General features: G+C 67.8%; 15 protein-coding genes and 1 tRNA gene. All 16 read right to left on the bottom strand.

The genetic code is table 11. The features are described 5' to 3' along the window. Positions 1 to 1,002 (bottom strand): elongation factor Tu (tuf, locus tag E1J50_RS21625; protein WP_132255127.1); only part of this gene is annotated, 1,002 nt, incomplete at its 3' end. A 121-nt stretch (positions 1,003 to 1,123) separates the two neighbouring features. After that, complete coding sequence (gene fusA, locus E1J50_RS21630; protein WP_132255853.1) at positions 1,124 to 3,199, bottom strand: elongation factor G; 2,076 nt, start codon at positions 3,197 to 3,199, stop codon at positions 1,124 to 1,126. 30 nt (positions 3,200 to 3,229) lie between these two features. Further along, positions 3,230 to 3,700 (bottom strand): 30S ribosomal protein S7, encoded by a 471-nt coding sequence (rpsG, locus tag E1J50_RS21635; RefSeq protein ID WP_132255854.1) that lies wholly within the window; start codon positions 3,698 to 3,700, stop codon positions 3,230 to 3,232. 103 nt (positions 3,701 to 3,803) lie between these two features. Then, positions 3,804 to 4,175, bottom strand: coding sequence for a 30S ribosomal protein S12 (gene rpsL, locus E1J50_RS21640; protein WP_109895591.1), 372 nt, complete (start codon positions 4,173 to 4,175; stop codon positions 3,804 to 3,806). 531 nt (positions 4,176 to 4,706) lie between these two features. After that, positions 4,707 to 8,912 (bottom strand): DNA-directed RNA polymerase subunit beta', encoded by a 4,206-nt coding sequence (rpoC, locus tag E1J50_RS21645; protein ID WP_132255855.1) that lies wholly within the window; start codon positions 8,910 to 8,912, stop codon positions 4,707 to 4,709. A 218-nt stretch (positions 8,913 to 9,130) separates the two neighbouring features. Next, positions 9,131 to 13,258, bottom strand: a complete 4,128-nt coding sequence (rpoB, locus tag E1J50_RS21650; RefSeq protein WP_132255856.1) for a DNA-directed RNA polymerase subunit beta — start codon at positions 13,256 to 13,258, stop codon at positions 9,131 to 9,133. A 247-nt stretch (positions 13,259 to 13,505) separates the two neighbouring features. Then, positions 13,506 to 13,883 (bottom strand): 50S ribosomal protein L7/L12, encoded by a 378-nt coding sequence (rplL, locus tag E1J50_RS21655; protein ID WP_132255857.1) that lies wholly within the window; start codon positions 13,881 to 13,883, stop codon positions 13,506 to 13,508. Positions 13,884 to 13,943: 60 nt separating this feature from the next. Then, a complete protein-coding gene (gene rplJ / locus E1J50_RS21660; RefSeq protein ID WP_132255858.1) occupies positions 13,944 to 14,462 on the bottom strand; it encodes a 50S ribosomal protein L10 in 519 nt (172 codons plus the stop codon). A gap of 626 nt (positions 14,463 to 15,088) precedes the next feature. Next, positions 15,089 to 16,717 carry a B12-binding domain-containing radical SAM protein gene (locus tag E1J50_RS21665; protein WP_132255859.1) on the bottom strand — a complete coding sequence of 543 codons (1,629 nt, stop codon included), beginning with the start codon at positions 16,715 to 16,717 and terminating at the stop codon, positions 15,089 to 15,091. A 223-nt stretch (positions 16,718 to 16,940) separates the two neighbouring features. Next, on the bottom strand, positions 16,941 to 17,639 hold the full coding sequence (gene rplA / locus E1J50_RS21670) for a 50S ribosomal protein L1 (RefSeq protein ID WP_132255860.1): 699 nt from the start codon (positions 17,637 to 17,639) through the stop codon (positions 16,941 to 16,943). Between the two features lie 12 nt (positions 17,640 to 17,651). After that, positions 17,652 to 18,101: a 50S ribosomal protein L11 gene (gene rplK / locus E1J50_RS21675; protein ID WP_132255861.1), complete on the bottom strand. Its 450-nt coding sequence runs from the start codon at positions 18,099 to 18,101 to the stop codon at positions 17,652 to 17,654. A 150-nt stretch (positions 18,102 to 18,251) separates the two neighbouring features. Next, entirely contained in the window at positions 18,252 to 18,785 is a 534-nt protein-coding gene (gene nusG, locus E1J50_RS21680) for a transcription termination/antitermination protein NusG (protein WP_109896990.1), read from the bottom strand. A 65-nt stretch (positions 18,786 to 18,850) separates the two neighbouring features. Next, positions 18,851 to 19,147 carry a preprotein translocase subunit SecE gene (gene secE, locus E1J50_RS21685; RefSeq protein WP_132255862.1) on the bottom strand — a complete coding sequence of 99 codons (297 nt, stop codon included), beginning with the start codon at positions 19,145 to 19,147 and terminating at the stop codon, positions 18,851 to 18,853. A 173-nt stretch (positions 19,148 to 19,320) separates the two neighbouring features. Further along, positions 19,321 to 19,397 (bottom strand) — tRNA-Trp (locus tag E1J50_RS21690). Positions 19,398 to 19,462: 65 nt separating this feature from the next. Continuing rightward, positions 19,463 to 20,353 carry a DUF1444 family protein gene (locus E1J50_RS21695; RefSeq protein ID WP_132255863.1) on the bottom strand — a complete coding sequence of 297 codons (891 nt, stop codon included), beginning with the start codon at positions 20,351 to 20,353 and terminating at the stop codon, positions 19,463 to 19,465. Positions 20,354 to 20,518: 165 nt separating this feature from the next. After that, positions 20,519 to 21,006 (bottom strand): EF-Tu C-terminal domain-related protein (locus tag E1J50_RS21700; RefSeq protein ID WP_245516665.1); only part of this gene is annotated, 488 nt, incomplete at its 5' end.

Below are 21,006 nucleotides of genomic sequence, written 5' to 3' on the forward strand. Positions count from 1 at the left end.
GTAGAATTGCGGGCGGTAGTTGGTGAAGAACGGCGTGTGGCGCCCGCCCTCCTCCTTGGTCAGGATGTAGGCCTCGGCCTTGAACTTGGTGTGCGGCTTCACCGAACCCGGCTTGCACACGACCTGGCCGCGCTCCACGTCCTCGCGCTTGGTGCCGCGCAGCAGCACGCCGACGTTGTCGCCCGCCTGGCCCTGGTCGAGCAGCTTGCGGAACATCTCGACGCCGGTCACCGTGGTGGTCTGGGTGGCGCGGATGCCCACGATCTCCACCGTCTCGCCGACCTTGATGATGCCGCGCTCCACCCGACCCGTCACCACCGTGCCGCGGCCCGAGATCGAGAACACGTCCTCGATCGGCATCAGGAACGGCATGTCGATCGGACGCTCCGGCTGCGGGATGTAGCTGTCGACCGTCGCCATCAGCGCCAGCACCGCCTCCTTGCCGATCTTGGGCTCCTTGTCCTCCAGCGCCATCAGCGCCGAGCCCTTGGTGATCGGGATGTCGTCGCCGGGGAAGTCGTACTTCGAGAGAAGCTCGCGCACCTCAAGCTCCACCAGCTCGAGAAGCTCCTCGTCGTCGACCATGTCGACCTTGTTGAGGAACACCACCAGCGCCGGCACGCCGACCTGGCGGGCCAGCAGGATGTGCTCGCGCGTCTGCGGCATCGGGCCGTCGGCGGCCGAGACCACCAGGATGGCGCCGTCCATCTGGGCGGCACCCGTGATCATGTTCTTCACGTAATCCGCGTGGCCGGGGCAGTCGACGTGCGCGTAGTGCCGGTTCGTGGTCTCGTACTCCACGTGCGCCGTCGAGATCGTGATGCCGCGCGCCTTCTCCTCCGGCGCCTTGTCGATCTGGTCGTAGGCCGTGAAGGTCGCCCCGCCCGACTCCGCCAGAACCTTCGTGATCGCCGCCGTCAGGGACGTCTTGCCATGGTCGACGTGGCCGATCGTCCCAATGTTGCAGTGCGGCTTCGTGCGCGAAAACTTCTCTTTGGCCATGGTCGCCTCCGTCGGGTTCCTAGGGGTGCGGCAGGCCGGCAATCCGGCGCCGCATCGGGTTGAGGTGCCGGCCCGTGGGCCGGCGGAAGATCGGGAGGAGCCTTGGAGGCCCCTCGGGCCGTCAGGCGTACTTGGCGATCACCTTGTCCGCCTCGCCGCGCGGCACTTCCTCGTAATGGTCGAACTGCATCGTGAAGTTCGCGCGGCCCTGGGACATCGAGCGCAGGTTGTTCACGTAGCCGAACATGTTGGCGAGCGGCACCATCGCGTTGATGACGTTGGCGTTGCCGCGCATGTCCTGGCCCTGGATCTGGCCGCGCCGCGAGTTCAGGTCGCCGATGACCGAGCCCGTGTAATCCTCGGGGCTCACGACCTCGACCTTCATCACCGGCTCGAGCAGCACCGAGCCGCCCTTCTGCAGGGCCTCGCGGAGCGCCGCGCGGGACGCGATCTCGAAGGCGAGAGCCGAGGAGTCGACGTCGTGGTAGGCGCCGTCGATCAGCTCAACCTTGATGTCGACCACGGGGAAGCCCGCCAGGATGCCGGCACCGAGGACCGAGTTGAGGCCCTTCTCGACGCCCGGGATGTACTCCTTGGGCACCGCGCCGCCGACGATCTTCGACTCGAACTCGAAGCCCTTGCCCGGCTCGTTCGGCTCGACGACGAACTTCACGCGGGCGAACTGGCCGGTTCCGCCGGTCTGCTTCTTGTGCGTGTAGTCGATCTCGGTGCGGCGGGTCAGCTTCTCGCGGTAGGCGACTTGCGGCTGGCCGATATTCGCGTCGACCTTGTAGGTGCGGCGCAGGATGTCGACCTTGATGTCGAGGTGCAGCTCGCCCATCCCCTTGAGGATGGTCTGGCCGGATTCCTGGTCGGTCGAGACGCGGAAGGACGGGTCCTCGGCGGCGAGCTTCGAGAGCGCGATGCCGAGCTTCTCCTGGTCGGCCTTCGACTTCGGCTCGACGGCGATCTCGATGACGGGCTCCGGGAACTCCATGCGCTCCAGGATCACGGCCTTGATCGGGTCGCACAGGGTGTCGCCGGTACGGGTGTCCTTGAGGCCGGCCAGCGCCACGATGTCGCCGGCGAAGGCTTCCTTGATGTCCTCGCGGTTGTTCGCGTGCATCAGGAGCATCCGCCCCACCCGCTCCTTCTTGTCGCGGGTCGAGTTGATCACGTTGGCGCCGGAATCGACCTTGCCCGAATAGACGCGGCAGAAGGTGATCGTGCCGACATGGGGATCGTCCATGATCTTGAAGGCGAGCATGGAGAAGGGATCGGCGTCGGTCGGGTGGCGGACCACCTCTTCCTCGGTCTTGTAGTCGATGCCCTTGATCTCGCCGCGGTCGGCGGGCGAGGGCAGGTAGTCGACGACGGCGTCGAGGAGCGGCTGCACGCCCTTGTTCTTGAAGGCCGAGCCGCAGAGCACCGGGTGGAAGGCGCGCAGCTGCACGGCCTTGCGCACGAGCCGGCGCATCGTCTCCTCGTCCGGCTCCTGGCCGTCGAGGTAGGCGGTCATGGCGTCGTCGTCGAGCTCGACGCAGGCCTCGATCAGCTTGGTGCGGTACTCGACGGCCTGATCCTGGAGGTCGGCCGGGATCTCGGTCTCGTTGAAGTTCGCGCCGAGCGCCTCGCCCGACCAGACGATCGCCTTCATCTTGATGAGGTCGATCACGCCCTGGAAGTTCGACTCGGAGCCGATCGGCAGCTGCAGGCAGACGGGCTTGCCGGCGACGCGGTCGATGATGTCGGCGACGCACTTGAAGAAGTCGGCGCCGATCTTGTCCATCTTGTTGACGAACACGACGCGCGGCACGTCGTACTTGTCGGCCTGGCGCCACACGGTCTCGGTCTGGGGCTCGACGCCCTGGTTGCCGTCGAGCACGCAGACGGCGCCGTCGAGCACGCGCAGGCTCCGCTCCACCTCGATCGTGAAGTCGACGTGGCCGGGCGTGTCGATGATGTTCAGGCGCTTCTCGCGCCAGAAGCAGGTCGTCGCAGCCGAGGTGATCGTGATGCCACGCTCCTGCTCCTGCTCCATCCAGTCCATCGTCGCGGCGCCCTCGTGGACCTCGCCGATCTTATGGGACTTGCCGGTGTAGTAGAGGATCCGCTCGGTCGTCGTGGTCTTGCCGGCATCGATGTGGGCCATGATGCCGAAGTTGCGGTAGTCCTCGATCGCGTGCGTGCGGGGCATCGGGGTGACTCCGAAGAAGGGGTGAGCCGCTTACCAGCGGTAGTGCGAGAAGGCGCGGTTGGCCTCGGCCATCCGGTGCGTGTCTTCCCGCTTCTTGACGGCGTTGCCGCGGTTGTTGGCGGCGTCGAGGAGCTCGGCCGAGAGGCGCTCGACCATGGTGCGGTCGTTGCGGGCCCGGGCGGCCTGGATCAGCCAGCGGATCGCGAGGGCCTGGCGGCGCTCGGTGCGGACCTCGACGGGGACCTGGTAGGTCGCGCCGCCGACGCGGCGGGAGCGGACCTCGATCATCGGAGCGACGTTGTCGAGCGCGGCGCGGAACACCTCGATCGGGTTGGCGCGGGCGCGGTTCTCGACGATGTCGAAGGCGCCGTACACGATCGACTCGGCGACCGACTTCTTGCCCTCGTACATGATCGAATTCATGAACTTGGTCAGCACGATGTCGCCGTACTTGGCGTCGGGGATGATCTCACGCTTCTCGGCACTGTGGCGGCGGGACATGCGCGCGCTCCGTTCGGTCTTCTCTTGCCATCAAACCATCCCGCGCAGGCCGCCTTGAGCTTCCGGTGAAGCCGGCGACATCCTTACGGGATGCGCGAAAGTCTTACTTCGGACGCTTGGCGCCGTACTTGGAGCGGCGCTGCTTGCGGTTCTTGACGCCCTGCGTGTCGAGCACGCCGCGCAGGATGTGGTAGCGCACGCCCGGAAGGTCCTTCACGCGGCCGCCGCGGATCATGACCACGGAATGCTCCTGAAGGTTGTGGCCCTCGCCGGGGATGTAGCCGATCACCTCGAAGCCGTTGGTGAGACGGACCTTCGCGACCTTGCGGAGCGCCGAGTTCGGCTTCTTCGGAGTCGTGGTGTAGACGCGGGTGCAGACGCCGCGCTTCTGCGGGCAGGCATCGAGGGCCGGCACCTTGTTGCGGGCCTTCTGCGCCTTACGCGGCTGGGCGATCAGCTGGTTGATCGTCGGCATTCTCTGCCCTCTTCCTCAGGCCCGGTGACGGGGCCGCAAAACGAATATGCGCCAGGGGTCGGTCAGGACCCGTGGCGCGCTGTCGGCAGAGGAACACGTCCCTTAGCAGGCGCGCTCGTACCTACTGATCTGACTGGCGTCAGGCGATGTGAGCCTCAGGTCGGCATGGCGACGGTGGGAAGCGTGAAACTTCGACCCGTCTGCGGCGTGCGATCGACCGGAGTGGCGCGCTTCTACGCGCGCTGGGGCCGGACGTCAACCGGTCGGGGCCAGCTTCTTCCGGTGCGGAGGCGTTAATGTCGGGTGAGCACGGCGCGATCTCGATCGTCGCGGCTGTCCGGCGCGTCCGCGTTCGCGGGCGGACCGGGTCATGGAGCCGGATGCTCCCCCGGGGAGGGCGGGCACGGAGAGGCCCGCGTCGATTCGGGGAATGCGGAATCCGGGACCTGTCCGCGCGGTCGAGCCCTGTCCGGAACGAGAAAGGGCGGCCCTTGCGGACCGCCCTCCCCCCGCATCTTTCCGCTGGGCCGCTCACTCGGCCGCGGGCAGTTCCCCGACCGCCATCGCGCCGCTCTCGGCCGCGCGCTGCTGCAGGATGAGGGTGTCGCGGCGGCGCGCCACGGCGCGGATGTCCGCCGCGAGCGAGCCCGTGCCCGCCGGGATCAGCGAGCCCACGATCACGTTCTCCTTCAGGCCTTCCAGCGTGTCGACCTTGCCGTTGACCGCCGCCTCCGTGAGGACGCGGGTGGTCTCCTGGAACGAGGCCGCCGAGATGAACGACTTCGTCTGCAGCGAGGCCTTGGTGATGCCGAGCAGGACGGGGACGCCCTGGACCGGCTTCTTGCCCTCCGCGATCAGCTTGTCGTTGATCTCCGCGAACTCCGTCCGGTCGATCTGGTCGCCCGTCAGGATCTCCGAATCGCCGCCGTCGGTGATCTCCACCTTCTGCAGCATCTGCCGGACGATGACCTCGATGTGCTTGTCGTTGATCGACACGCCCTGGAGCCGGTAGACCTCCTGGATCTCGTTGACGAGGTAGGCGGCGAGTTCCTCGACGCCCTTGATCGCCAGGATGTCGTGGGGCGCCGGGTTGCCGTCGACGATGTAGTCGCCGAGCTCCACCACGTCCCCGTCCTGCAGGTGGATGTGCTTGCCCTTGGGGATCAGGTACTCGACCGCGTCCGTCCCGTCATGGGGCGTCAGCGTCAGGCGGCGCTTGTTCTTGTAGTCCCGCCCGAAGGCGATCGTGCCCGACTTCTCGGCGATGATCGCCGCGTCCTTCGGGCGACGCGCCTCGAACAGCTCCGCCACCCGCGGCAGACCGCCGGTGATGTCGCGGGTCTTGGCCGAGTCCGTGGAGACGCGGGCGAGGATGTCGCCGGCCTTCACCTTCGCGCCGGGATCGAAGCCGATGATGGCGTCGACGGGCAGGAAGTAGCGGGCCTCGGAGCCCCGCGGCAGCTTGATCGGCTTGCCGGTGTCGTCGTGGATCACCATCGCGGGCTTGAGGTCGGCCGTGCGGGCCGAGCCGCGCCAGTCGATGACGACGCGCTTGGCGATGCCGGTCGACTCGTCGGTGGTCTCGGTGATGGACTGGCCATCGTAGAGATCCTCGTAGGCCACCACGCCGTCGCTCTCCGTGAGGATCGGACGGGTGTAGGGGTCCCACTCCGCGATGCGCTGGCCGCGCTTGACCTTGTCGCCCTCGTCGATCCGCACCTTGGCGCCGTACTGGAGACGGTGCACGGCGCGCTCGGTCCCGTCGGAGCCGACGATCACCACGGCCACGTTGCGGCCGGTGGCGATGAGGTCGCCGTCCGAGTTCCGGGCGAGCGCCCGGTTGCGGATCTTGATCGTGCCCTCGAAGCTCGACTCGATGAAGGACGAATCCGCGATCTGGGCCGCACCGCCGATGTGGAAGGTGCGCATCGTGAGCTGCGTGCCCGGCTCGCCGATCGACTGCGCCGCGATGACGCCGACGGCCTCGCCCATGTTGACGGGCGTGCCGCGGGCGAGGTCGCGCCCGTAGCAGGTGGCGCAGACGCCGCTCTTCGTCGCGCAGACGAGCACGGAGCGGATCTTCACCTCCTGGATGCCGGCGGCGGTGATCGCCGGCAGGTGCCGCTCCTCGATGGTCTCGCCGGTGGCCACGATCACGGTACCGTCGGCAGCCACGAGGTCCTCCGCCGCCGCGCGGCCGAGGATGCGGGTGGCGAGCGGGGCCACGACCTGGCCCGCATCGATGATCGCCCGCATGCGGATGCCGTTCTCGGTGCCGCAATCCTTCTCGCGGATCACGGCGTCCTGGGCGACGTCGACGAGGCGGCGGGTCAGGTAGCCCGAGTTCGCGGTCTTCAGCGCCGTGTCCGCGAGACCCTTGCGGGCGCCGTGGGTCGAGTTGAAGTACTCGAGAACGTCGAGGCCCTCCTTGAAGTTCGAGATGATCGGCGTCTCGATGATCTCGCCGGAGGGCTTGGCCATCAGGCCGCGCATCGCCGCGAGCTGCTTCATCTGAGCCGGCGAGCCGCGAGCGCCCGAGTGGCTCATCATGTAGATCGAGTTGACCTGCTTGTCGGCGCCGTTCTCGTCCTTCTGGACGGAGGAGATCCGGCCCATCATCTCGGCGGCCAGCTTGTCCGAGCACTTCGCCCAGGCGTCGACGACCTTGTTGTACTTCTCGCCCTGGGTGATCAGGCCGTCATTGTACTGCTGCTCGTAATCCTTCACGAGCGTGCGGGTATCCTCGACGATCGACCACTTGTTGTCCGGCACGACCATGTCGTCCTTGCCGAACGAGATGCCGGCCTTGAACGCGTGGCTGAAGCCGAGCGCCATGATCCGGTCGCAGAAGATCACCGACTCCTTCTGACCGCAATGGCGGTAGACGGTGTCGATCATCGCGGAGATCTCCTTCTTCGTCATCAGCTTGTTGACGACGTCGAAGGGGACCTTCCGGTGCAGCGGCAGCACGCCGGAGAGGATCACGCGGCCGGGCGTGGTGTCGTAGGTCTTGGTCAGGGGCTCGCCGTCGGGGCCGATGCCCTTCCAGCGCCACTTGATCTTGGAGTGCAGCGAGACGGCCTTGGCCGCGAGCGCGTGCTCCAACTCGCCGATATTGCCGTAGACGCCCTGCATCGGGTTCTGGGTGTTGCCCGGCTTGAACTCGCCCGGCGCGCCCTCGGCGACGATCGACAGGTAGTAGAGGCCGAGAACGATGTCCTGGCTCGGCACGATGATCGGCTGACCGTTGGCCGGGTGCAGGATGTTGTTCGTCGACATCATGAGGACGCGCGCCTCCAGCTGAGCCTCGAGGCTCAGGGGGACGTGCACGGCCATCTGGTCGCCGTCGAAGTCGGCGTTGAACGCCGCGCAGACGAGCGGGTGCAGCTGGATCGCCTTGCCCTCGATCAGCTTCGGCTCGAAGGCCTGGATGCCGAGGCGGTGGAGCGTCGGGGCGCGGTTGAGCATCACGGGATGCTCGCGGATCACCTCGTCGAGGATGTCCCAGACCTCGGGCTTCTCCTTCTCGACGAGCTTCTTCGCCTGCTTGACGGTGGCGGAGAAGCCCTTGGCGTCGAGGCGCGCGTAGATGAAGGGCTTGAACAGCTCGAGCGCCATCTTCTTGGGCAGGCCGCACTGGTGCAGCTTCAGCTCCGGGCCGACCACGATGACCGAGCGGCCCGAATAGTCGACGCGCTTGCCCAGCAGGTTCTGGCGGAAGCGGCCCTGCTTGCCCTTCAGCATGTCGGCGAGCGACTTCAGCGGGCGCTTGTTGGCGCCCGTGATGACGCGGCCGCGGCGGCCGTTGTCGAACAGCGCGTCAACCGCCTCCTGCAGCATCCGCTTCTCGTTGCGGATGATGATGTCGGGCGCGCGCAGCTCGATCAGCCGCTTGAGGCGGTTGTTGCGGTTGATGACGCGCCGGTACAGGTCGTTGAGATCGGACGTGGCGAAGCGGCCGCCGTCGAGGGGGACGAGCGGGCGCAGGTCCGGCGGGATCACCGGCACCACGGTCAGGATCATCCATTCGGGCTTGTTGCCCGACATCTGGAACGCCTCGATGATCTTGAGGCGCTTGAGGAGCTTCTTGGGCTTCAGCTCGGAGGTGGTGGTGGCGATCTCCTCGCGCAGGTCGCCCGCGATCTTGTCGAGGTCGAGCTCCTGCAGGATGCGCCGGATCGCCTCCGCGCCGATCATCGCGGTGAAGGAATCCTCGCCGTACTCCTCCTGCGCGCGCAGGTACTCCTCCTCCGACAGGAGCTGGCGCTCCTTGAGGGGGGTGAGGCCTGGCTCGATGACGCAGTAGGATTCGAAGTAGAGGATCCGCTCGAGGTCCTTCAGCGCCATGTCGAGCAGGAGGCCGATGCGGCTCGGCAGCGACTTCAGGAACCAGATATGGGCGACGGGGGCAGCCAGCTCGATATGGCCCATCCGGTCGCGCCGGACGCGCGCGAGGGTGACTTCGACGCCGCACTTCTCGCAGATGACGCCCTTGTACTTCATGCGCTTGTACTTGCCGCACAAGCACTCGTAGTCCTTGATCGGCCCGAAGATGCGCGCGCAGAACAGGCCGTCACGCTCGGGCTTGAACGTCCGGTAGTTGATCGTCTCGGGCTTCTTGATCTCGCCGTAGGACCAGGAGAGGATCTTCTCGGGCGACGAGATCGAGATCTTGATCTGGTCGAAGCTCTGCGGCTGGGCCTGCTGGTTGAAAAGATTCATGACCTCTTGGTTCATGATCTACTCCTTGATGAGCGCCGCCCCGCGCCCGGGAAGCCGCGCCTTGAAACAAGCGGCGCAGCGCCCTGCCGGGGCGCCGCTGGCCGTGAACATCGTCGGGAGGCCCCGCCCCTCCCCGCTCGGACCGTGCCGGTCTCGCCGGCACGGGAGGTGTCGTGGACCGTGCCCGACTCGGGCCGTGCCCTCCTTGGGCCGTGCCCTCCTTGGACCGCGCCCTACTCGGCGGCGTCCGCCGGCGGCTCGATCTGGTCGTTGGCCGCGTCGCGCTTCGAGGAGGTGAGCTCGACGTTGAGGCCGAGCGAGCGCATCTCCTTGACGAGCACGTTGAACGATTCGGGGATGCCCGCCTCGAACGTGTCGTCCCCGCGGACGATCGCCTCGTAGACCTTGGTGCGGCCGGCCACGTCGTCCGACTTCACCGTGAGCATCTCCTGCAGCGTGTAGGCCGCGCCGTAGGCCTCCAGCGCCCAGACCTCCATCTCGCCGAAGCGCTGGCCGCCGAACTGCGCCTTGCCGCCGAGCGGCTGCTGGGTGACCAGCGAGTAGGGGCCGATCGAGCGGGCGTGGATCTTGTCGTCCACGAGGTGGTGCAGCTTCAGCATGTAGATGTAGCCCATCGTCACCTTGCGGTCGAAAGGCTCGCCCGTGCGCCCGTCATAGAGGGTCGACTGGCCGGACCGGTCGAGACCGGCCATCTCCAGCATCGCCTCGATGTCGGCCTCCTTGGCGCCGTTGAAGACCGGGGTCGCCATCGGCACGCCGCGCCGGAGGTTGTGGCCGACCTCCGCCAGATCCTCGTCGGACAGGCCCTCGAGCTCGGAGGGCGAGTAGATGCTCTTCATCTCCTCGCGCAGGGGCTCGATGTCCTGGCTCTTGAGGTAGGCGTCGACCGCCTTGGCCACCTTGCGGCCGAGGCCCGCGGCGGCCCAGCCCAGATGCGTCTCCAGGATCTGGCCGACATTCATGCGGCTCGGCACGCCGAGCGGGTTCAGCACGATGTCGGCATGCGTCCCGTCCTCCAGGAACGGCATGTCCTCGATGGGCACGATGCGCGACACGACGCCCTTGTTGCCGTGGCGGCCGGCCATCTTGTCGCCGGGCTGGATCTTGCGCTTCACCGCCACGAAGACCTTGACCATCTTCATGACGCCGGGCGGAAGCTCGTCGCCCCGCTGCAGCTTCTCGACCTTGTCGAGGAAGCGCTGCTCGAGGCGCTTCTTCGACTCGTCGTACTGCTTCTGCATCGCCTCCATCTCGGTCATGAGACGGTCGTCGATGACGGCGAATTGCCACCATTGCGAGCGCGGGTAGTCGGTCAGCCCCTCGCGGGTGAGGGTGGTGTCCTTCTTGAAGCCCTTCGGCCCCGCGATCGGCGACTGGCCGATCAGGACGTCGGCGAGGCGCGCGTAGGTGTTGCGGTCGAGGATGGCCTGCTCGTCGTCCCGGTCCTTGGCGAGGCGCTCGATCTCCTCGCGCTCGATGGCCTGGGCGCGCTCGTCCTTGTCGACGCCGTGCCGGTTGAACACCCGCACCTCGACGATGGTGCCCGTGACGCCCGGCGGCACGCGCAGAGAGGTGTCGCGGACGTCCGAGGCCTTCTCGCCGAAGATGGCGCGCAGGAGCTTCTCCTCCGGCGTCATCGGGCTCTCGCCCTTCGGCGTGATCTTGCCGACGAGGATGTCGCCCGCATGGACCTCGGCGCCGATATAGACGATGCCGGCCTCGTCGAGGTTCTTGAGCGCCTCCTCCGAGACGTTCGGGATGTCGCGGGTGATCTCCTCCGGCCCGAGCTTGGTGTCGCGGGCCATCACCTCGAATTCCTCGATGTGGATCGAGGTGAACACGTCATCCTTCACGATCCGCTCGGAGAGCAGGATCGAGTCCTCGAAGTTGTAGCCGTTCCAGGGCATGAACGCGACGAGCACGTTCCGGCCGAGCGCGAGCTCGCCGAACTCGGTGGACGGGCCGTCGGCGATGATCTCGCCCTTCCGGACCGGCTCGCCGACGCGCACCAGCGGCTTCTGCGTGATGCAGGTCGACGGGTTGGAGCGCTGGAACTTCTGCAGGCGGTAGATGTCGACGCCGGGCTTCGTCGCGTCCGTCTCCTCGGTGGCGCGGATGACGATGCGGGTGGCGTCCACCTGATCGACGATGCCGGCGCGGCGCGCGGCGATGGCCGCACCCGAATCGCGGGCGACGACGGCCTCCATGCCGGTGCCGACGAAGGGCGCGTCGGCGCGCACCAGCGGCACCGCCTGGCGCTGCATGTTCGAGCCCATCAGGGCGCGGTTGGCGTCGTCGTTCTCGAGGAACGGGATCAGGGCGGCGGCGACCGAGACGAGCTGCTTCGGGCTCACGTCCATGAGGTCGACGCGCTCGGGCCCGACGACGATGACCTCGCCGGCGCGGCGGCAGACCACGAGGTCCTCCGTCAGCTTGCGGTTCTCGTCCATCACGGCGTTGGCCTGCGCGACGTAGTACTTCGCCTCCTCCATGGCGGAGAGGTAGGCGACCTCGTCGGTGACGACCCCGTCCTTCACGCGGCGGAAGGGCGTCTCGATGAAGCCGTACTTGTTCACCCGCGCGAAGGTGGCGAGCGAGTTGATCAGGCCGATATTCGGGCCTTCCGGCGTCTCGATCGGGCAGATGCGCCCGTAATGCGTCGGGTGCACGTCGCGCACCTCGAAGCCCGCGCGCTCGCGGGTCAGGCCGCCCGGGCCGAGCGCCGAGAGGCGGCGCTTGTGCGTCACCTCGGAGAGCGGGTTCGTCTGGTCCATGAACTGCGAGAGCTGCGAGGAGCCGAAGAACTCGCGCACGGCGGCGGCCGCGGGCTTGGCGTTGATCAGGTCCTGCGGCATCACGGTGTCGATGTCGACGGACGACATCCGCTCCTTGATGGCGCGCTCCATGCGCAGGAGGCCCAGCCGGTACTGGTTCTCCATGAGCTCGCCGACCGAGCGCACCCGGCGGTTGCCGAGGTGGTCGATGTCGTCGATCTCGCCCTTGCCGTCGCGCAGGTCGACGAGCGCCTTGACGACCGCGAGCATGTCCTCCTTGCGGAGCGTGCGCACGGTGTCGGCGGCGTCGAGGTCGAGGCGCATGTTCATCTTCACGCGGCCGACCGCGGAGAGGTCGTAGCGCTCGGCGTCGAAGAACAGCGAGTGGAACATCGCCTCCGCGGTGTCGAGCGTCGGCGGCTCGCCGGGGCGCATGACGCGGTAGATGTCGAACAGCGCGCCCTCGCGCGCCGAGTTCTTGTCGACGGCGAGCGTGTTGCGGATGTAGGGGCCGACATTGACGTGGTCGATGTCGAGCACGGGCAGCTCGGTGACGCCGACATCCTCCAGGCTCTTGAGGAGCTTGTCGGAGATCTCGTCGCCCGCCTCGGCCCAGATCTCGCCCGTCTTCCGGTTGACGAGATCCTCGGCGATGTACTGGCCGACGAGGTCCTCGTCGGTCGCCTTGAGGAACTGGGTGCCCTTCTCGCCGATCAGGCGCGCGTTGCGGGCGTTGAGCTTCTTGCCCGCCTCCAGCACCACCTCGCCGGACTCGGCGTCGACGAGGTCGACGGTCGCCTTGAAGCCCTTCAGGCGGTCGGCGTCGAACGGCACGCGCCAATCCGCCCCGTCACGGACGTAGCTGACCTGGTTGTAGAAGGTCGCGAGGATCTCCTCCCCGTCGAGGCCGAGCGCGAACAGCAGCGAGGTGACCGGCAGCTTCCGCTTCCGGTCGATGCGCACGTACACGATGTCCTTGGCGTCGAACTCGACGTCGAGCCACGAGCCCCGGTAGGGGATGATGCGGGCGGCGAACAGGAGCTTGCCCGAGGAATGGGTCTTGCCCTTGTCGTGGTCGAAGAACACGCCCGGCGAGCGGTGCATCTGGGAGACGATGACGCGCTCGGTGCCGTTGACGATGAAGGTGCCGTTCTCCGTCATCAGGGGCATGTCGCCCATGTAGACGTCCTGCTCCTTGATGTCCTTGACGGACTTGGCGCCGGTGTCGGGATCCACGTCGAACACGATCAGCCGCAGCGTCACCTTCAGCGGGGCCGCGAAGGTGATGCCGCGCTGGCGGCACTCGTCGACGTCGTATTTCGGGGCCTCGAACGTGTACTTCACGAATTCGAGCAGCGCCGTCGACGAGAAGTCGGAGATCGGGAACACCGACTTGAAGACGCTCTGCAGGCCCTCGTCGCCCCGGCCGCCCTCCGGCTCGTCGACCATCAGGAACTGGTCGTAGGACGCCTTCTGGACCTCGATGAGGTTCGGCATCTCGGCGACTTCCCGGATTTTGCCGAAGAACTTGCGAATGCGCTTGCGACCGACCAGCGTATTGGCCATGTGACCTCGCTCCACCATCTTCCGCGTCCTGGTTGCCCGGGGAAAGCCTCGCTTCCCGCGCCGGGCCGTGACGCGCGCCCCGCCGGACCGCGCCACCCGAACTGAATTCCTGCCGGGCCGTTTCAGGACCCACCGGTCGCCCGAAGCGACCTTAGCCCGCGGGTGGGGTCACCCGCGGGCTCGGTCGCGGAAGGCCGGATCCGGCCTTCCGCGCGTGAGGACGGGCCGGGGACGGCCCATCGGGGTCTTACTTGAGCTCGACCTTGGCGCCGGCCTTCTCGAGCTGGGCCTTGATCTTCTCGGCCTCGTCCTTGGCCACCGACTCCTTGACGGGCTTCGGCGCGCCCTCGACGAGGTCCTTCGCCTCCTTGAGGCCGAGGCCGGTGATCGCGCGGACCTCCTTGATGACCTCGATCTTCTTGTCGCCGGCCGAGGCGAGCACGACCGTGAACTCGGTCTGCTCCTCGACGGGGGCGGCGGCGGCACCGCCGGCCGGGCCGGCGGCCACGGCGACGGCGGCGGCAGCCGAGACGCCCCACTTCTCTTCGAGCATCTTGGCGAGGTCGGCGGCCTCGAGGACGGTCAGCGACGAGAGGTCGTCGACGAGCTTGGCAAGATCAGCCATGTTTGAGTTCCCTTACGATATCGGTTTGAACGGTTGGTTTTGAAAGGGGTGAACCGACCCTCAGGCCGCTTCGTCCTTCTTGGCATAGGCTCCGAACACGCGGGCGAGCTTGGCCGCCGGCGCGTTGACGACCTGGGCGATCTTGGTCGCGGGAGCCTGCACGAGGCCCACGATCTTGGCGCGCAATTCGTCGAGGGACGGGAGCGAGGCGAGGGCCTTCACGCCGTCCGGGTTCAGAGCGGTCGTACCCATGGCGCCGCCGAGGATCACGAGCTTGTCGTTACCCTTGGCGAAATCCACCGCCACCTTGGCGGCCGCGACCGGATCGCTCGAATAGGCGAGCAGGGTCGGACCCTTCAGGAGGGGCTTGATGGAGGCGACGTCCGTGCCATCGAGAGCGATGTTGGCGAGGCGGTTCTTGGCGACCTTCACGGTGGCGCCGGCCTGCTTCATCTGCGAACGCAGCTTCTGCATCTCGGCGACCGTGAGGCCCTTGTAGTGGGCCACGACGACGACGGCGGTGTCGCTGAACACCCCGTTGAGCGTCGAGACGAGATCAGCTTTTGCTGTCCGGTCCACTGGGGCTCTCTCCGGTTGGCGGAACCCGGGTTCGGGTCCGCCGGTTGCACTTGCCGCCCGGGACGGATCTCGGCCATTTTCACAGCCGGAACGTCCATGGACGACGCTTCACGGCCCTGTCCCCCGGCGCCCGCCCGGATGGGCGGCCGACGTGGGTTGAGAAGGTTCAAACCGATGCCTCCTCCGCCCGCGAGGCGGCCGGACGAGGGTCTTGGAATTCGGTCTTCCCCGTCTGTGCAGGCTGGGGGATTAAGCCGGTCGCCCGGCGCCTGCAGTCTCGGACAGGACATGGCCGGACACGGCCCTGAGGAGGTTTCACGCCCCGCAGGTCCTTCCGGCCATCGCCGCCCGGTCACCCAGGCGGCATCTCGAACGGAACCGGCCGATCGGACGGCTCCCATACCTCAACGTGAATTCGTGGAGCGCGGTGTATAGAGCCTAGCAAGCCGCCTGCCAAGACCTCACGCGCGACATTTCCGTCGCAGGCAAGCGTTCCGCGCCCGGTCCCGGGCGGCGGCCTGCCGCGTCCTCGCCTCTTGCCCGGCCCTTCGGCCTCCCCCTTCGGTCCCGCCCGAGCCCCGAACGCGCGCTCGCCCGCCCGGGCCCGGAATGCGCCCCCTCCCCCGTCAGGTCGGCAGGAAGCGGCGCGCGGCCTGCCACCAGGGGCGGTTGCGGTCCCGCTCCCGCTGCTCGGCCTTGGCCGCGTAGAAGGAGGCGTTGTGCTCGCCGCGCAGCGCCTCGCGGGTGAAGCGAATCAGGTGGTGGGCGACGAAGCCCATGTTGAACACCGCCTCGATCTGCCCCTTGCGCAGGGCGTGGACCGCCGCCTGCCAGAAGGGCCGCCGGTAATCCGAGAGGATGCCGACGCGGGTGATGATGTTGAAGCCGAGGATCAGGCCCCGCCGCAGGTTCGTGACGGTCAGCTTGCCCTTGGTCGGGGTGACGATGCGGTTGCCGTAGGTGACGTCGCACTGGTGCTTGAAGCGCTCGAAGATCTTCTCCGGCGCGTAGGCATGGCTGATCGCCCGCCGCCAGCTCGCCACCACGTCGTCGTGGGGCCGCTTGAACAGCACGTTCGACTCGAGCGCCGCGTCGTGGACGAGGCGGTTCTCCCGCTCCAGCCGGTCCCAGAGGGGGGTCTTGGGCAGGGCCTGGAGCAGGTTGATGGTCAGGACCGGGATCGCCGAGCGGTCGATGAACTCGATCAGGTTGTCCTCGGACTTGTCGGTGTCCGAGTCGAGGCCGAGGATGATGCCCGAGGTCACCTCCAGCCCGTAGCTGTTCAGCGTCTCGATCGCCTCGTACATCGGCACGGCGGCGTTGTGCTTCTTGTCGATCCCGGCGAGCGCCTCCTCCTCCGGCGTCTCGATGCCGACGAAGACGGTCATGAAGTTCGCCTGCCGCATCAGCTCGAGGATCTCGGGCTGCTTGGCCATGTTGAGCGTCGCCTCGCAGGCGAATTGGAGCGGGTAATCGTTCCGCTTCTGCCAGTCCACGAGGTGGGGGAGCATGTCCCGCGTCGCCTTGCGGTTGCCGATGAAATTGTCGTCGACGAAGTAGACCACGGCCGGGTGGCCGGGCTGGGCGATGATGGCGTCGAGCTCGGCGCACATCTGCTCGGGGCTCTTGAGCCGGGGCTGGCGCCCGTAGAGCTGCGGGATGTCGCAGAACTCGCAGCGATACGGGCAGCCCGACGAGAATTGCAGCGAGCCGATCAGGTAGCGCTTGAGCGGCACCGCCTCGTAGGCGGGGGCCGGGAAATCGGCGAGCGCCAGCCGGTCCAGGGTCTCGAGGCGGACCTGCTCGGGCGGGCGCGCCAGGTCCCGGTCGAGGATGCCGACCAAGCGGTCGGTGGCGTCGCCGATCTCGCCGAGATGCAGGTAGTCGAAATCGGGGTACTTCTCGGGCGAGCCCGAGACCGAGGGGCCGCCGAGGACGGTGACCTTGCCGGCCGCGTGCGCCCGGGCGTTGATCTCGTGGATCTGCGGCGCCTGGATGTGCATGCCGGAGACGAAGACGGCGTCGGCCCAGGCGAATTCCTCAGGGGTGGCCCGACGGATGTTCTCGTCGATGAACCGGCACTCCCAGCTCTCCGGCATGTAGGCCGCGATCAGCAGGAGCCCCTGGGGCGGCATGAACGCCTTCACGCCCCCCATCAGGGGATAGGCGTGTGAGAAGGTGCCGAAGGAGGGCGTGTAGGCGGGGAAGACGCAGAGGATGCGTCGGCGGGACGAGACCGTGAGGGAGCATCGCATGGCCCCGTATCTAGCACAGGCTGGGCCGATGGCGCCCCCTCCTCGCGCCGATGTGCAGGCCGTTTTCGCCGGGACACGGTGCCGCTCGCGCCGCCCGGCCCCTGGATGATCGCGATCTACGCCGCGGGGCGTCGAAACGTGATCGCGCATGCGTGCGCCCGACACGAAAAACGCCCGGCCGTTTCCGGCCGGGCGCGTCCCGAATCGGTCCGGTTGTGCCGGATCAGGCCGTGAGCACGCTCGACGGCTCGACCTTCACGCCCGGGCCCATCGTCGAGGTGACGGCGATGCGCTGGATGTAGGTGCCCTTGGCCCCCGTCGGCTTGGCCTTGGCGACCGCATCCGCGAAGGCCTTGATGTTCTCGACGAGCTTCTGCGCGTCGAAGGACACCTTGCCGACGCCGGCATGGACGATGCCCGCCTTCTCGACGCGGAACTCGACCGAGCCGCCCTTGGCGCCCGCGACGGCGCTCTTCACGTCCATCGTGACGGTGCCGACCTTCGGGTTCGGCATCAGGCCGCGCGGGCCCAGCACCTTGCCGAGACGACCGACGAGCGGCATCAGGTCCGGGGTCGCGATGCAGCGGTCGAACTCGATCTTGCCGCCCTGGACGATCTCGAGGAGGTCCTCGGCGCCCACGATGTCGGCGCCCGCCGCCTTGGCCTCGTCGGCCTTGGCGCCGCGGGCGAAGACCGCCACGCGGACCGTGCGGCCGGAGCCGTTCGGCAGGTTGCAGACGCCGCGGACCATCTGGTCGGCGTGGCGCGGGTCGACGCCGAGATTCATCGAGACCTCGACGGTCTCGTCGAACTTGGCGTTGGCCTTGGCCTTCACGAGCTCGATCGCCTCGTCGAGGCCGTAGAGCTTCTGCGGCTCGATGCCCTCGCGGGCGGCGCGGATGCGCTTACCTTCACGTGCCATGCTGCCCTCCCCTTACGCGACGACGTCGAGGCCCATGGCCCGCGCGGAGCCACGGATCATCGCGACGGCGGCGTCGACCGAGTCGCAGTTCAGGTCGGGCATCTTCTTCTCCGCGATCTCGCGGAGCTGGGCCTCGGTGACCTTGCCGACCTTCGGGCCCTTGCCCGGGGTCTTGGAGCCGGAGGCCGGCTTCTTGCCGAGCTTCAGGCCCGCTGCCTTCTTCAGGAAGAAGGTGACCGGGGGCTGCTTCATCTCGAAGGTGAAGGACCGGTCCTGATACGCGGTGATGATCACCGGGATCGGGGTGCCCTTCTCCATCTGCGCGGTCTTCGCGTTGAAGGCCTTGCAGAATTCCATGATGTTGAGGCCGCGCTGACCGAGCGCGGGGCCGATCGGCGGCGACGGGTTGGCGGCGCCGGCCGGGACCTGAAGCTTCACGTAGCCCGTGATCTTCTTCGCCATGGGACTGCTCCCAAATGTTGCCCGCGGCCGGGCTGCCTGGGGCACCGGCGGGACGGGCGGTTGCAGGTCGCGGTGCGGCCCGTGGCTCCCGGCGGCGAACCGGGCGGACCTCCCGCGGATGATCGGGCGGCCGGAGCCGGCCCGCTACGGTCAGGCCTTCTCGACCTGCGCGTATTCGAGTTCCACCGGGGTGGCGCGCCCGAAGATCGAGACGGCGACCTTGAGGCGGGAGCGGCTCTCGTCGATCTCCTCGACGGTGCCGTTGAAGCTGGCGAAGGGGCCGTCGGCGACGCGCACCGTCTCGCCGATCTCGAAGGAGATCGAGGGCTTCGGCCGGTCGACGCCCTCGGCGACCTGGCCCTTGATGCGCTCGGCCTCGGCATCCGGGATCGGCACCGGCTTCGACTTGTCGGCGCCGAGGAAGCCCGTGACCTTGGGCGTGTTCTTGATCAGGTGGTAGACCTCGTCCGTGAGGTCGCACTTCACCAGCACGTAGCCGGGGAAGAACTTGCGCTCGGCGTCGACCTTCCGGCCCCGCCGGACTTCCGTGACCTTCTCGGTCGGCACCATCACCTCGTCGAAGAGGTCGGTCAGCCCGCGCTGGGCCGCCTGGTCCTTGATGGACTGGGCGACCTTGTTCTCGAAGTTCGAGTAGGCGTGGACGATGTACCAGCGCTTCGACACGGTTCTCATCAACTCCGGACGTCCGCGGACCCCGTGATGCGGGGCCCGGAATTCTGCTTCAGGCGTCAGACCCCGAGGATCACGCCGACGAGGTAGCGCAGGGCCTGATCCACCACGGTGAAGAACAGGCTCGCGGCGACCACCATGATGAACACCATGACGGTCGTGATGGTGGTCTCCTTGCGGGACGGCCACGTGACCTTGCGACCCTCGTCGCGGACCTGCTGGATGAATTCCAGCGGGCCCGTGCGCTTCGGCGCGGGCCGCGCCGGGGGCGTCTGGCGCGGCGGCGTCGGCGTCGACGATCCGCGCGGTGTGCCACGCGTCAGGTCCATCTTCTTCGTCGCTTCGTTCGATGCCATGGCGCCGTAACCGGGGAGACTCGTGTCCGGGAAAGAGGAGGCGCGGCGCCTTGGGCTCTGGGGAAGCCCGCACCGACGGCCATCATCGATCTCGGAGTGCGCCCGCTCTAGCGCAAGTCCGCCGCCTTGTCGACAGGCAGCGACCGTGCAGGTGGCAGGCTGGCGAAGGGGACTGGCAGGAGTGGAGGGACTCGAACCCGCAACCTCCGGTTTTGGAGACCGGCGCTCTGACCAGTTGAGCTACACTCCTAGGCGCCACGCTCCATGCCCCATCGCAGGCCGCCGCGCAAGGGGGGCGACCGGGCCCGCGGGGCCTCAACGCCCGTGGTCGGCGAGTTCGGCAGCGGTCAGGGAGCGGAGGCCCGCCGGGTCGGAGTGGAACAGCTCGTCGCTGCGGCTGTAGGGTCCCTTGTGGAAGGAGGCGCGGACGACCTTGGCGATCCGTGCCCGGGCTTCGCTGTCGGGGGTCCACGCGATGATGAACTCGCGCGTCGGGGCGGCCACGATGATCCCGGGCGTACCGAGCGCCTTCCGGACGCGCTCCATGAAGCCGGGCAGCAGCAGGCGGCTCGCGGCGTAGCCGTCCTCGGTCGCTGAGGTGGCGAAGCGCCCGGTGGCGCCCGTCGGCGATGCCTCGATCGAGACCTGCCTCGCCTCGGCCTCGGAATTGCGTCGGGCTGGCTCGTCGAGCACCCCGGCCTCGATGCCCCAGGCCGTCAGCATCGGTATCGTGATCAACTGGTAGCGGTTCGGCTCGTCGAGGGCGTAGGCGACAAGCAGCCGCTTCGAGAAGGGCCGGGTCACGAGGTCGGGGGTCCGCGTGGCGTAATCGGGCGGGACGAGCTGGATGCGCAGCCGGGCCTGCGCCGCCGCGAAGGGCTCCGTCCGGGCGGGCGGGGGCGAGTCCTTCGGGTAGGGCCCGCCCGGCATCGTGCGCGTCAGGAACGCCAGGATGCGGCGCTGCCGCTCGGCCTCGCTCCTGCCGCGCAGGTCGCCGTGGAGATTGCCGAGGTAGAGCGTGTAGGCCTCGACATGGACCTGCTCCGGGTCGTCGTCGGTCGAGATCGTCGCCGCGGGGTACAGGCCGCGGAGGATCGTGACGATCTCGTCGCGGAAGCGTCCGTCCTTCAGGTCGTCGGCGCGGGTCGGGGACGGGCAGGCGAGCAGGGCTCCGTATCCCAGCAGGGCTCGGCGCGTCGGCTGCATCGGAGGGCCTCGTCACGGGCGAAATCCGTCCGGAAGACGATTTCGCCCGGCCACCGTCAAGACGAGGGCCGGGCGAAGCTTGGGTCTTCACGATCTTGTCAGATCGCCGTCCGTCGTTCTGCCGACTTTCGATTGCAGAACCAGGCGATCTGGAGATCGGAAGCTTTACTCGTTGATGGCTGCGACGACGCCTGCGCCGACGGTTCGGCCGCCCTCGCGGATGGCGAAGCGCAGCTTCTCCTCCATGGCGACGGGCACGATCAGCGCGACGTCCATGGTCACGTTGTCGCCCGGCATCACCATCTCGGTGCCCTCCGGCAGGGTGCACACGCCCGTCACGTCCGTGGTGCGGAAGTAGAATTGCGGGCGGTAGTTGGTGAAGAACGGCGTGTGGCGCCCGCCCTCCTCCTTGGTCAGGATGTAGGCCTCGGCCTTGAACTTGGTGTGCGGCTTCACCGAACCCGGCTTGCACACGACCTGGCCGCGCTCCACGTCCTCGCGCTTGGTGCCGCGCAGCAGCACGCCGACGTTGTCGCCCGCCTGGCCCTGGTCGAGCAGCTTGCGGAACATCTCGACGCCGGTCACCGTGGTGGTCTGGGTGGCGCGGATGCCCACGATCTCCACCGTCTCGCCGACCTTGATGATGCCGCGCT

Origin of the sequence: Methylobacterium segetis, from assembly GCF_004348265.1 — a bacterium.
Classification (GTDB): domain Bacteria; phylum Pseudomonadota; class Alphaproteobacteria; order Rhizobiales; family Beijerinckiaceae; genus Methylobacterium; species Methylobacterium segetis.

Bases quoted from the DNA above. Each gene is read 5' to 3' on its own strand.
- fusA (WP_132255853.1), bottom strand. From the start codon at position 3,199: ATGCCCCGCACGCACGCGATCGAGGACTACCGCAACTTCGGCATCATG.
- rpsG (WP_132255854.1), bottom strand. From the start codon at position 3,700: ATGTCCCGCCGCCACAGTGCCGAGAAGCGTGAGATCATCCCCGACGCC.
- rpsL (WP_109895591.1), bottom strand. From the start codon at position 4,175: ATGCCGACGATCAACCAGCTGATCGCCCAGCCGCGTAAGGCGCAGAAG.
- rpoC (WP_132255855.1), bottom strand. From the start codon at position 8,912: ATGAACCAAGAGGTCATGAATCTTTTCAACCAGCAGGCCCAGCCGCAG.
- rpoB (WP_132255856.1), bottom strand. From the start codon at position 13,258: ATGGCCAATACGCTGGTCGGTCGCAAGCGCATTCGCAAGTTCTTCGGC.
- rplL (WP_132255857.1), bottom strand. From the start codon at position 13,883: ATGGCTGATCTTGCCAAGCTCGTCGACGACCTCTCGTCGCTGACCGTC.
- E1J50_RS21665 (WP_132255859.1), bottom strand. From the start codon at position 16,717: ATGCGATGCTCCCTCACGGTCTCGTCCCGCCGACGCATCCTCTGCGTC.
- rplA (WP_132255860.1), bottom strand. From the start codon at position 17,639: ATGGCACGTGAAGGTAAGCGCATCCGCGCCGCCCGCGAGGGCATCGAG.
- rplK (WP_132255861.1), bottom strand. From the start codon at position 18,101: ATGGCGAAGAAGATCACGGGCTACGTGAAGCTTCAGGTCCCGGCCGGC.
- secE (WP_132255862.1), bottom strand. From the start codon at position 19,147: ATGGCATCGAACGAAGCGACGAAGAAGATGGACCTGACGCGTGGCACA.
- E1J50_RS21695 (WP_132255863.1), bottom strand. From the start codon at position 20,353: ATGCAGCCGACGCGCCGAGCCCTGCTGGGATACGGAGCCCTGCTCGCC.